Origin of the sequence: Pontibacterium sinense, from assembly GCF_015209595.1 — a bacterium.
Classification (GTDB): Bacteria; Pseudomonadota; Gammaproteobacteria; order Pseudomonadales; family Balneatricaceae; genus Pontibacterium; species Pontibacterium sinense.
Genome location: NZ_JADEYS010000026.1, coordinates 48,062 through 61,685 on the forward strand (window position 1 = coordinate 48,062; position 13,624 = coordinate 61,685).

Here is a 13,624-nt window from a genome sequence, read left to right on the forward strand (position 1 = left end):
TTCGTGCCCTTTCTTATTTCTGCCCTCCTCTTACTACTTTTTTTAGAAGTACTGACCAACTATCAGGTAATACTTCTGCCATACCTGTATGTGTTTTTTATTTGTCATTTCAAACACGCATAAAAAACACAGGAACCCGAAGGTTCCTGCGAACTCCAGCATGAGAAATCGCTAGACAGCCAAGGTGACAAGAAAAAGAGGGCTGCTACCAGCATGATGGCCGGCAGCAGCGAGGGGGAAAACGGGAAAGGATTACTTGTTGATATTAAGGGTCTGAGGCACTGTATATTCCAGCAGCCCTTCCTGTCCGAACTCCACACCAAAGCCAGACATTTTACAGCCACCAAACGGAGCATGTGGCAGCACTTCAGCGTGACCGTTAATCCATGCAGTTCCGCACTCCAGGCGTTGAGCGATCTTCTGAGCGCCTTCAATGTCAGAAGACCAAACAGAACCACCCAGACCCACATCGCAGCTATTCGCCCGCTCTACCGCATCATCTACGTCACTATAACGAATGACAGGCAGTGTTGGACCAAACTGTTCCTCAGTCACAATACGCATATCATCGGTAACGTTGGCGACAATAGTAGGTGGATAGAAGAAACCTTTGCCTTCTAACGGCTGACCGCCGCATAGAACAGAGGCTCCATTTTCTCTGGCATCATCAACCAGGTCTTTAACCAAATCGAACTGGTCCTTGTTTTGTACAGGGCCGAAGGTCGTACCTTCTGCCATACCGTCACCCACAGATTGAGCGTTGGCGAGTTCAACCAACTTGTCACACACTTGGTCATATTGGGTTTCATGAACATACAGGCGCTTCAGTGCTGCACAGGTCTGCCCCATGTTCAGGAATGCAGTCTGGAAAATACCTTCGGCAATCGCGTTTACATCAGCATCCGGCAGGATAATACCTGCGTCGTTACCACCCAGCTCCAGTGTCAGACGCTTCAGGTTACCGGCGGCGTTACGCATAATGGCCTGACCGGTTGGCGTGGAGCCCGTAAATACAATCTTACGAATTTTTTCGTGACCGGTGATCGCACTACCAATACCGCTTTCGCCAGTCACGAGGTTCATGACACCTGCAGGTACTTCTTTACTGATAATTTCAGCCAGCATGATGGTGTTCAGGGGTGTCAGGCCGGATGGCTTACAGACAACCGTATTACCCGTACGTAGCGCTGGCATGATATGCCACACTGCAATCATGAGCGGCCAGTTCCATGGGGTAATGGAGCCCACTACGCCCAATGGCTTGCGGTGAAGTTCAATGCGCTTGTTATCGCTGTCTTCCAGTACCTCTACAGGAATCTCCAAATCCGCGGTGTAACGCGTCCAGGCAACAGCTCCACCAACTTCGGCCTGAGCCAGGAACATTGGCTTGCCCTGCTCTTTTACAATGATTTCAGCCAGCTCAGCCGCATTCGCTTCGATACCGTCGGCGATACGGTGTAACGCTTGTTTACGCTCTGCATCACTACTGTACTGCCAGGTTTTAAATGCCTCATCTGCCGCATCTACGGCATCATTCAACTGCTCAACGGTTGCGTATGGACACGCTGATACAACCTCTTCGGTTGCCGGGTTGATTACATCAAAAGTTCCCCGGCCACCCGCAACTTGTTCGCCATTAATAATTAAACTGTATTCTCTCTGCATGGAGGTTGGTCCTTTATTGTCTTCTTATAGCCATTAAAACCGGACTCATTGCTGAGTCCGGCGAATAACGTGTCCGTCCGCTGTGATTAGAACGGTACGATAGCCAGTACCTGGAAGTAGGTATTGGTGTCAGTGTTACCTTGTGTGCTGCTTGCAGAATCAGGTTTAAAGAAACCCAGCAATGGACTAACGATCAAGTGATCATTAACAACCCATTCCGCATATAGATTTAACTCTTGAGCGTCAGAACGTGCAGCCAGACCACTGGTGTCTTCGAAGTCGAAGTACAACGCACCGACCGTCAACAGCTCCGTTGGGTGAGCCTTCACACCAATGTGATGAACATCAACACCGGTATTGCCAGGACCCGCTGCCGCATAATTGGCCCATACTTCACCTTGGAACCACGTACCGTAGCCACGGTTAAAACCGGTAAAGAGCTGATCATAACCTTTGTCAAAAGTGCTATATCGGTAGTTCACACTTGGTGACCACGCGACGTCTGCAAATGTCCAGCCGCCTTCCACGTACCAAGCACTCGCGTCTGGTGCACTATTCCCCTGAGTCTGATCAACGTATTCAGCAGACAAGAATAGGTTTTCTACCCCCGCATTACCTTGATAGCGAAGGCTGATGTTTTTCTGACCATCTCGCTGAAGATTATCAAAAGCACCACCCGCGATACCGGTTGGATTAACATCCATTCCTTTCAGATACATCAGTCCAAAAGTACCCATCTCACTGTTGTGCTCGATGTTGATACCCGCCATTTCTGGACGACCCTGAGCCTTATTGTCAGACTCGAACCAAAATAAGTCGGACCTCAGGCCTTCGTCTCCACCGACTTTAAGCCATGCAGTCTTGTCGAATGCTTTACGACCTGCCAGCCAATATGCGCCGCCGCGGCTTAACTCTGAATCAATTGCTTCGCCAAAGTTAAGAGAGTCACCATTCATTAGAAAACCATCACCAAGCGTGATGTTCTGACGACCCACCGAGAAATCCACTAAGCCTGTGCGCGCACCTATATAGATATCTTCTAGTTTGGTCTGACGTTCATTACCATTGGTCGTACCAGATGCTTCACCATCACCCCATGCACCGCTCGTAAGTGCATTTATAGCCCCATATACGGCAACATCGTTTGCAACGACTTTATTTCCAGAGAAACCGTATTTTGCATAGGCTTCCCCCCAGCTTGGCTTGCTCGCTGAGTTGCCGTAAGTTTCCTGACTGCTGAAATAACCTGCAATCACTTCCAAATCAAAGTTCAGCTCAGTACCGTCTTCATTAACCAGGTTGTACGCAGACGCTGTACCTGATGCAGCAGCAATTGCCGCCCCCAGCAAAACACCGGAAAGCCGGCGCTTCATCTTTGAGTTCATTGTGTTCGTCCTCCGCAGTAGCGCATTTTTTATTTGTTTTTATTCAAGAACTTCACTTCAGCAGGAAGGGGGGCTGCTGGTATGCAAAAGTTCGATATGGCTAGAGTACCTACACGCTGTAAACAGGATTTGCGGCGGATGTAGTGAGTTGTGCAGAGATGTAACGACTTGTAATAGATAAAGGAACATGACAGTTTCAGATCACATCGATTGGAATCACAACATTCGACGCAGCAAAACAGACCGATCGGTTAATCAACGATTCTTAAAGCCCGTAGAATACAAAACAGGTTTAACCACCCTATTCGTCGCCTGGGTTTATCTCATCAGGATCAAATCATGTGCACACAGGTATTTTGATGAGGATGTCAGGATTGAATACGCTTGGGATAGAAAGGTCAGCTTTCGAGTGATCAGCGAGCGTTGATCCAAAACTGCCTGTTTTTATAGCTAAGAATCACACCGTCCTGGGTAATCTGCTTAAGGGTCAAGCCCGCGGCAATTGAATCACCTTCACGTAAGCGCTGACCGTTAATCTTGACCATTCTTGATGCCGCTTTGGACGAGAATATGTGAACGCTGAACGTGAAATCTGGCAACGACTTTTGGAACGCTGCAGGCAACTGTTTCTGATGTGGTATACCTGCGTAGGGGTCAGGCATGGAAGGAGTGATCTTCGTAACAGGCGGTGTCAATGACGCAACGGGAACGGGTGACGGAACGACCTTAGCGATCGTTTTGGCCACTGGTTTTGGAATGGATTGTGGCTTTTTCGTTAATGATGCAGCCTTCTGTGCCTTAAGGTTATCCGCATACCGTGTTGGGGCAACCGACATATCACTTGCGCGTGCGCTGGCCGTGCGAATTTTGACGTTCTCTACATCGGACAGCACCTCGGCCGATAGCAACCAATCATCATTTCTTAACGGAGGATCTTTAGCATCAATGGGAAGCTTCACTGTCACCGTATTGTTGTCATTGGGATCTACTACCGATGCAGGTGCAACCTGTTGAGCCGAAGATGCCGAAAACGGTGATAACAGAACGGTACCACCTATTAGCGCAATCACAATTCCGAGGAAAACAGCGCCCGCCCATAGATAGGAGGTCGTCTTGTTGCTCGGTGTTTCAGGTAATGGAAGTGTTTGAGTTTGAATATCGGGAATACGTCCGCGATTTCGATCGTGATCTGAGTGCTTAAGTGCATCAAGGATATAGGACATTTCACACACCTCCCTCTTTTGCTTCAAGCATTGGATCATCTTTCTGAGTAACAGAATTCAGAAGAATGGCTGTATGAGGTCCGACAACTCCGTCCGGTACTAACCCATGACTTTCCTGAAAACGTTTAACCTGTCTGACCAGCCCGTTATCGTACTTTTGAAAACGGAAATAACGTGGAGCCCGACTTTGAGCAAATGCGAGTTGACGATCCAACCAGATCACCTCCGGCCCCTCGGTGCCAGGATGAATAGGCGCTTTGTAATGTTGAGGGACGCGCCATACAACAGTGTATTTTCCCTCAACCCACAGTTTAAGATCCTCTATACCCACCAAGCGAACTTCACCTGCAATAAACACCTTGGCCACGCCGTTATGTACACCTAATAACGTCGCATAGAAGCTTTGCCCTTTGGCGTTAAACAGGCTGATCACTGCTGGATGGTTCAGGTTAATCAGCTCATCTAAACTACCGATTTTGAAGAGACATCTGAGACCATTGGCTTCAGCAAACCGACAGACGGCCGGCTGCTTCCTGGGCTCATACGTAAGGCCCCATTGCTGCATCAATGTTTTATATGCCTGAACTTCAGTGCGACGCGTGTCGGTTCCGGTTGGCCACTGCCAATTCGCTGGATTAGACAGTTCCTTTCCGCCGACTACCGTTTCATCACTCTGCTCGGTAAGCTCCATTTCTGACAATGTCGAAGTGCTTTCATCGTGACGTAATGGGTCGCTTATCTGATGCGTCACCGCCTGTAAGCTCTCAAACAGGTTATTGTCCGGCATGTTCTTAATCAGAACCAAACTCAAGGTAACAATCGCAACTAATGACCCTATCATCACAATCGGTCTTGAGTACCACGCCGCGGTTGATCGGCCATCTGGTGTTTCACCAAATACCTCATTGGCAGCTTTGCCCAACGTGCCCGCTTCCACCCGACTCTCCCTCTGCACATAAGCCCCCAATAACGCCCTGTCACAGATGATATTTACTAACCTTGGAATGCCTTTTGTCAGCCGGTAAAGACGTTTGATGGAGGAAGGAGGAAATAGCTGCCCATCAACACCCGCTACAGACAGGCGGTGAGCTACATACGCAGGTAATTCGTTTTGTGATAGCGCCCGCAGATGATAGCGCGCAGTAATTCGCTGATTGACTTGTCTTAGCTCTGGTTTTGACAGTTTCTCGGTCAGTTCAGGTTGTCCAATCAGAATAATTTGCAACAGTTTCTGCGTGTTTGTCTCAAGATTGGTCAACAAACGAATGGTTTCGAGTACGTCTGCGGATAAGTTCTGAGCTTCATCGATAATCAGAACCGTGTGTTTGTCATTGCGGTGATTATCTAAAAGATGCTGATTGATCGAATCAACATAATCTTTCAACTCACTGTTTTTGGCACAGAAAATCCGGAGATCGTCGCAGATAGCGGCAAGCAGCTCTATTGCGCTGTATTGAGGGTTAAGAACAAAGGCTACTTCTGTATTTTCCGGTAGCTGCTCCAGTAAACAGCGAGATACTGTCGTTTTACCGGTGCCAACTTCGCCCGTCAGCAGCACAAACCCACCGTTGCTGTTTATACCGTAAAGTAAATGTGCCAGTGCCTCGCGATGCTGTTCACTCATAAATAGGAAACGAGGGTCTGGTGCTATCGCAAATGGCGGTTCGGATAATCCAAAGTAGTTACTGTACATGGTAAGTATCCCTTGGTTACACATACCAATATAGAACCCTTAGGCGCCAAATGCTCAATATTCGTACAGCTGCTATTACACCCCCTCTCCCATTGCGTTCAAATAGCTGACAAACGCTACTTAAATGGAACGCATGTTGAACACCGATGTATTGCATTGTTTTCACAACATGTTGCGTACCACGGGCTAAACTTAAACCACCTAGTGACTGGATGTTTTGTACACACTTGTTCACTTTAATAGACAAGGTCTTTACCATGAACCCCAACACTCAACTCACACAACGAGACGATGGGGGTATACGGAAGGCACTATATGTAGATTTAGCCGAGTATCACCCCAGTAATATTGATAACTTTCAATTCTCTGATTGGGCACTTGACCGCGTTACGAGTCCACCAAGAGCCAAAGCCTGTATTCACGCACACCACTATTTGGTCGGCTTGGTGTATTTAAGCCACTTATCCGATATTCAACGCCAACAGGCGATGGAGATTGTGGGTCGTGAATACAACACCATATGGATTGCTCTGGTTGAGCATAACGATCTGTTGGATGCGAACTTCCAGCGGATGATTTGTGCCAATTTCTATGATTACTTCACGTTGCCGCTGGACAATAGCTTGGACTATCTGAAAGCAACGTTAGGCCATGCTTACGGAATCGCTCTTTTACGTTCCCTCGAAAGCCAGGGGATAAATGAGTATGAGCAAACGGAGATGGTCGGTGCCAGTGAACATATGCGCCGTGTATTTAACGAGATTCGTAAAGTCGCGAATGTTAATGCACCGGTGATGATAGGAGGAGACACCGGTACCGGCAAGGAGATGGTCGCACGCGCTATCCATCAGCGCTCAAACCGTAACGACGGACCGTTCATTGCGGTGAACTGCGGTGCACTGCCAGATACGTTGATCCACGCAGAGCTGTTCGGATATGAAAAAGGTGCTTTCACCGGTGCGTATAAACGAAAGATTGGGCGCATCGAAGCTGCCCAGAACGGTACGATTTTCCTCGATGAGATCGGTGACCTGCCCTTGGAGTTACAGGTCTATCTGCTGCGTTTTTTGGAACAGCGAACGATCGAGCGACTTGGCGGGAATGAAAGCCATCGTGTTAATGCGCGCGTTATTGCCGCTACGCATATCGATTTGGAGAAAGCGGTTGAAGAAGGACGCTTTCGGGAAGATCTTTACTATCGCTTAAATGTACTCAATATTGACATGCCTACACTCGCCGAGCGCTATGAGGATATCGAGCTACTTGCCCGCTATTTCTTCAAAAAGTTCTCCCACGAATACGAAACGCAGGTAAAAGGCTTCTCTAGCCAGGCGATTGAAGCGATGAACAAACACAGCTGGCCAGGCAATATCCGCGAGATGATCAACCGTATCCGGCGTGCGATGGTCATGGGCGAGAACCGAATGATAACGCCATCGGATCTCGGACTGTCCTCTTCCCCTGTTCAGTTGCAAGTGATGTCGCTGGACGAGGCGCGTAATCATGCAGAAGAACTCGCAGTAAAAAGTGGATTGCATTATTCCCACCATAACATTACAAAAACTGCAAAAATTCTAGGGGTCTCTCGGGTAACGCTATACCGCCTGATTGATAAGTATGATTTAAAGAAAAATGTATCAGCACCTTAACAGTTTTGCTTACCTGTTTTTAGCGCAGGCGCTTTAACTTATTGTAAATAAACGAATTAAATTAGTGGCGCGAAGGTTGCTTATTTCCTTACAGGGGATGGAGATAAGTATGCGACATAGCCTAGACACTAAAAAATATCATCGCGACAATGATGCCGGTTCAGGTTCAAATAACCAGATGCCGGCCCCTTCATCCGCATCCTCAAATCATACGCTGCCTACGTCAGCGCCTCATCTGGTTCCCTCCTTTCGCAGCCGCTCCCGCCGCCTGCTACACCAACGCGTTCATTACAGTTCTGGCCCCATTATCCTGTTATGGGATGAAATTGACGAGAACGTCCCTTCAACTGACGACAGTAACGTTTACGAAAACGACCTATCCAATCACGACGAGGATGGGAATCCATAAGGTGTATAAGCAACTGTTAAAAAGTTCCTGAACATTTGATCACTATTTATTCAGGCAAACGTATGTTTTATTCCACAACTGTATAAGACACGACCAGTTGTAAATGCTAGGATGCGCTCCGTTACAACAGTTTACAGCGTGTAAAGCAAACGATATGACGTTGGCAATACGTTGTGGGGAACAACTGTTTCGTCTGACTGGCTGAATTTTGGTAGGGAAATTCGGTAAGTACAGACACGCTTCATGCGTCTTCTTGTTACCCGCATTCGTATTCGTACGCCTTTCATATCTTATGTCCGCTTTACCACCCGAATGGCTTAACGCATCCACTTTGGACAAGGACGGTCAACGGGAACATTGATGTTGCTGGATATACGGTCTCACTGACGAGAATCAGCCATAAGGGTCTGTCCGCGGGAAAACAGTACCGCGGTTATATATTTGAAAGATCCTCTCTGGATAAAGGCACAACCTGGGAAACCAGGTGTCGCAAAGTCACGGGTCCCATCTTTGTTGTGGGGACGGCCGCACTGCCGATGGAGAGTATACCCTCGCGCGTGAATACGTAGCTGTTGAGGATCTTTCGCAAACCCAATTTGCGGAGATTCTCATGACGCTTAAAGCGCCAACGCCTACACACATACTTGCATCACTGGGCCTTACATCTGCCCTGCTATTCACATCGGGCCTCGCAATATCTGGTCCTCAGCATGATCACGCAGCCACTGCCGCGTATTCTACGCCAGCGGCTGCTCGTAAAGCGTCATCCGACACCACATCAGACTTTATCACCGCACATAAACAATGGGCCCAGGCACGAGGTGCATCTAACAAAGCACAAGCGCTGAGCAACCTGATTGCCAAGGCAGAAGCGCGTCGGGAGATGCTGGCTAAGTTAATCAAAACCAATCCTGCCGAAGCGCTGCGCGTTGCTATACCTGAAGATAAGCAAGCGGGTCTGCCCCAGAAAACGCTAGAGTTGCTAGAGCAACACGTCGAAGTTGAGGGCACGCTGGAAGTGCTTTACGAAGATTATGATGATGGCAGCCATAAACTACGTCGTTTTCTAAAAACCGAATTTAACGAGCGTTTCGAGCTGCATTTTGCGGGCAAGAACAAACACCTGGAAAATGGCGCCAACGTCAGTATTAACGGTTTGTTGCTTTCAAGTAACGACGAATACGCGAGCATTGACGGTGATGTTGCCCTGAGCGCAGATGAAGGTAGCGTACTGACACTTGCAGCAGATGGCGGCAGTACCGGTGGGAGCAATGGTGGTTCCGCAGCCAGTACAGCTACATCGGGTGAGCAGGCAACCATGGTTATTATGGTGAATTTTCAGGATAACCCAACAACGCCATGGACCCAAAACGATGTCTCTAATACCGTGTTCGGTACCGCAAATGACTTCATCATGGAAAACTCGTTCCAAAAAACTTGGTTAAGTGGTGATGTCACAGGCTGGTATACGCTTCCGCTGAGCAGCACAAGTTGTGATTCAGCAGCGATTGTTGCTGCGGCCCGCCAGGCGGCCGAGTCAAATGGCGTTAACCTTTCCGCCTATAAACGATTTATCTACGCCTTCCCTTATACCAGTGCTTGCCCATTTTCCGGCGTTGCTTCAGTGGGGGGGGAAACCTCGTCCATGCTTATCAACGGTTCAATGAAATGGCACACCGTCGCACACGAAATGGGACACAATCTGGGACTATTCCACTCCCATGCACTGGATTGCGGTTCTAGCGTGATCGGTTCTAGCTGCACCCATGATGAATATGGTGATGGTGTAGATGTAATGGGTCGTGTTCTGGGACACTTCAATGCGTTTCAGAAAGAGCGCCTCGGTTGGTTGAACAGTTCAAATATCACCACTGTCTTGAGTGGTGGCGCTTACCAGCTGGAGACATTTTCGACCCCTCAGGGCAGCAAAGCCAAAGCCCTAAAAATTGCTAAAGGAATAGATCCTGCCAGCGGTGAACAGTCATGGTACTACGTTGAATTCAGGCAGGCCGTTGGATTTGATAGCGTCTTTGCGGGTAACAACAATGTACTGAACGGTGTAGTCGTACATCAGGGAATCGATGGCAACGCTGACAGTAGCTATCTACTTGATATGACACCTAATAGTTATTCCTCAAGCTATGCCGATCCAAAAGATCCGGCACTTGTGTCAGGAACAAGTTTTATTGATGCTGATGCCGATGTAACGATTACAACCGATTGGGCTGGCAGCACAGGTGCGCAGGTCAGCATCGACATGAATGCCCAACAGAGCTGTATTTTTGCTAACCCAAGCCTTAACGTCACACCGAATCAGAGTCAGTGGGTCTCTGCCGGAACTCAGGTCGCGTACAGTGTTACTCTGTCCAACAATGACAGCAGTAACTGTAATAGCCGCACGTTCAATCTGTCCAACAGCCTGCCATCTGGCTGGTCGTCTTATTTCACCCAGAGCAGTATTAATCTGGCACCAGGTGCCAGTGTTTCTACAACACTGTACGTCTCATCAGCGGTGGCGGCTACCGATGGATTCTACAACATCAATATCACAGGTGGTAACGGCAACCACAGCGCGATCGGAACAGTCACTTATGTGGTTGATAATCCGACGCAAGCCAACAACGTACCAAATGCTTATAGCGATAGCGCCAGCACCAGTCAGAGCACACCGGTCACCATCAATGTACTGGCAAATGATAACGATCCAGATGGCGATACGCTCACGATCAGCTCACTGAGCGGCGTTTACGGCAACGCGACTATCAACAGCAACGGAACAGTTACGTTCACTCCAGCAAACGGATTCAGCGGCACGGAAGTGTTCAGCTACAGCATCTCGGATGGAAATGGGGGTTCTGCCAGTGCGAATGTAACGGTAAGTGTCAGCAGTATTAACAGTGCGCCCAGCGCATCCAGCGATAGCGCTAGTACCACTGAAAATACGCCTGTCACCATTAACTTACTCGCCAATGATAGTGACCCGGATGGTGATACGCTGACTATTAGCGCCCTGACTGGGGTATATGGCAACGCTTCTATCAATAGCAATGGTACGGTTACTTTTACCCCTGCTAGTGGCTTTGTTGGCACAGAGGTATTCAGCTATAGCATCACGGATGGTAATGGGGGCTCTTCCAGCGCGAATGTATCCGTTAACGTCACCGCAAGCACTAGCACCAACAGTGCGCCAGTTGCGGTAAATGACAGTGTCACGCTGAGTAGCACCGATTCGGTTGTCATTGAGGTACTGAACAATGACTACGATCCCGAGAACGATACATTACGAGTGACTTCAGTGAGCCAAGGCGCTAAAGGAAGTGTGCGTATCAACAGCAACGGTACGATTACCTATACGCCCGCACGTAGCTTTAAGAGCAATGATAGCTTCACTTACACCATTTTTGATGGCAGTAAGTCCGATACAGCAACCGTATCACTCAGCCTTCAGAGCAGCGGCGGCAACCCTGGCGGTAAAGGCAACGGCAAAAAGAAATAATTTCAACGTCGAGCACAACGAGAGAAAGGCGAGGGTTTCCCCTCGCCTTTCTCTTTATAACTCCTGTGTTGGTTCAGTTGAGTCCCATCTTTTCAACCACTTAGTTAAGTGGGCAGTCCCCTGGGCCATTATTGGCATTGTCCAGATCAGTTGCGAGGCCGAGCATATCGCTACGGCTACCAGTCAACGCGTCGTTCACGCTGCTAACCACGCCACTGAGGGAATATGCAACATCGCTGTTCGCCTCATTAAGCAGTGCGGCTACCGCAGCACGCAACAGAATCCGCGCAGCACCGAGGTCACCTCGACCACCTTTAAAGCGCAGTGCATCGACAAGGCTCACATTATCCAACCCGAACTTATCCGGTACATTGAACACAGACTCGAGTGACTGGCCTGTAGAGTAAACCTGCCATGAGTCGTGATGCTGAGGTACTTTCCAATAACCTGGAGTACAACCTTCGTTGCCTGCCAGCATGTTATTGAATACGCATACCACAGTCTCACCTGACGCTAAGTTAATAGCAGAAGGATCACTACCATCATCACAGCTAGCACCTACCAGCGTCCAACCAGCTGGCAATGGCATATCCTCAGCAACTGAGTAAATGCCCGGTACCAGACCGCCAGAGTCATTGGTCTGTCCATCCATTAGACTGAACTCCTGACCGTAGTTTGACGTAAAGTTAAACGACTGCACCGCACCATCTGGCTCTGTCTGTTTTTCGACAATGATATGGCCACGTTTGGTGTTGGTGAAGGTACAAACAACATGTTCACCGTCATCAATGCTGATGGTTGCTGTACGCGCACCCAGATTCCATGTAGTAGTACCAGTCACACCGTCTCTTTCATCAGTGCAAGACAGCGAGGTCAGGTCGTAATCGATCGCATTAGGATCGTTCTCGGTCACTACATATATAGCCGGTGGCAGATTCACGAAGTTCTCGGAATCAGAAACCGGAACACCTTCCGTAATGGTGGTGATACTGAACGGACCCAGATCGCCGCCATAGCCAAAGGTATCAACTCCACCATGACTGATCTTCCTGATCTCGATACTACCTGGCGCAGCCAGTTTGGTGTTGGTGAATACGCATTCGACTGTTTCACCCGGCTCTACATTGATCGTCGCGCGACGATACGTAGGACTGATTGGATTGTCATCTCCGACACTATTAGCATCACTGCACGTAATATCTGTCAGGGAGAAGAGCTGCAATGCAGGGTCATCTTCGCTAACCAGATACTGCCCAGGCAACACATCGGTGATGGTTTGAGAGCCAGTCGGAACGGCATCAGTTGTCACCAAGTTTCTCAGCAACAGATCAGGGCTACTGCTATAGGAGAACGTACCTCCCAGATCCAGCAGTGCATTACCTGTAGTCACTTTAGTGATGATGATCTGACCACGGTCGAGACGGTTGTAGAACGTACATTTCACGGTTTCGCCCGGATCCAGTTTAATGGCATTCGGATGGCTACCGTCGTCACAGGTGGCTTTGCTTAGCTGCCAACCCGCAGGTACGTTTTCGCTGACACTGTAGGTACCTGGCAACAAGTCGCCGGAACCTTTGGTCTGATTATCACTCAGGCCGAACGGTGAGCCGTAGTCGGAGGTGAAATTAAACACCTGACTATGACCATCGGGATCGGTCTGTTTCTCAACGATGATCTGACCACGGTCGAGACGGTTGTAGAACGTACATTTCACGGTTTCGCCCGGATCCAGTTTAATGGTATTCGGATGAGAACCGTCGTCACAGGTGGCTTTACTTAACTGCCAACCCGCTGGAACGTTTTCGCTGACACTGTAGGTACCTGGCAACAAGTCACCGGAACCTTTGGTCTGATTATCACTCAGGCCGAACGGTGAGCCGTAGTCGGAGGTGAAGTTAAACACCTGACTATGACCATCAGGATCGGTCTGTTTCTCAACGATGATCTGACCACGGTCAAGACGGTTGTAGAACGTACATTTCACGGTTTCGCCCGGATCCAGTTTAATGGTATTCGGATGAGAACCGTCGTCACAGGTGGCTTTACTTAACTGCCAACCCGCTGGAACGTTTTCGCTGACACTGTAGGTACCTGGCAACAAGTC

At 48.9% G+C, this 13,624-nt stretch carries 7 protein-coding genes and 1 riboswitch; of the genes, 2 read left to right on the top strand and 5 right to left on the bottom strand.

What is annotated here, in order from left to right:
- Positions 1 to 252: 252 nt before the first annotated feature.
- The 4 genes from IOQ59_RS19175 to IOQ59_RS19190 all read right to left on the bottom strand — a co-directional run bounded on the left by IOQ59_RS19175 (position 253) and on the right by IOQ59_RS19190 (position 5,966).
- Complete coding sequence (locus IOQ59_RS19175) at positions 253 to 1,665, bottom strand: aldehyde dehydrogenase family protein (protein ID WP_193955084.1); 1,413 nt, start codon at positions 1,663 to 1,665, stop codon at positions 253 to 255.
- Between the two features lie 86 nt (positions 1,666 to 1,751).
- Positions 1,752 to 3,050, bottom strand: coding sequence for an alginate export family protein (locus IOQ59_RS19180; RefSeq protein WP_193955085.1), 1,299 nt, complete (start codon positions 3,048 to 3,050; stop codon positions 1,752 to 1,754).
- A 413-nt stretch (positions 3,051 to 3,463) separates the two neighbouring features.
- On the bottom strand, positions 3,464 to 4,273 hold the full coding sequence (locus IOQ59_RS19185) for a general secretion pathway protein GspB (RefSeq protein ID WP_193955086.1): 810 nt from the start codon (positions 4,271 to 4,273) through the stop codon (positions 3,464 to 3,466).
- A gap of 1 nt (position 4,274) precedes the next feature.
- Entirely contained in the window at positions 4,275 to 5,966 is a 1,692-nt protein-coding gene (locus IOQ59_RS19190) for an ExeA family protein (RefSeq protein ID WP_193955087.1), read from the bottom strand.
- A gap of 257 nt (positions 5,967 to 6,223) precedes the next feature.
- On the opposite strand from IOQ59_RS19190, the gene IOQ59_RS19195 reads away from it, so the two are divergent.
- Both IOQ59_RS19195 and IOQ59_RS19200 read left to right on the top strand, forming a co-directional pair.
- Positions 6,224 to 7,615 (top strand): sigma-54 dependent transcriptional regulator, encoded by a 1,392-nt coding sequence (locus tag IOQ59_RS19195; protein WP_193955088.1) that lies wholly within the window; start codon positions 6,224 to 6,226, stop codon positions 7,613 to 7,615.
- An 863-nt stretch (positions 7,616 to 8,478) separates the two neighbouring features.
- Positions 8,479 to 8,562: riboswitch (cyclic di-GMP riboswitch) on the top strand.
- Between the two features lie 72 nt (positions 8,563 to 8,634).
- Positions 8,635 to 11,520 carry an Ig-like domain-containing protein gene (locus tag IOQ59_RS19200; protein WP_193955089.1) on the top strand — a complete coding sequence of 962 codons (2,886 nt, stop codon included), beginning with the start codon at positions 8,635 to 8,637 and terminating at the stop codon, positions 11,518 to 11,520.
- 100 nt (positions 11,521 to 11,620) lie between these two features.
- Here IOQ59_RS19200 and IOQ59_RS19205 read toward each other — a convergent pair.
- Positions 11,621 to 13,624, bottom strand: a 2,004-nt coding sequence (locus IOQ59_RS19205) for an MSCRAMM family protein (RefSeq protein ID WP_228051029.1), incomplete at its 5' end; no start/stop codon positions are given.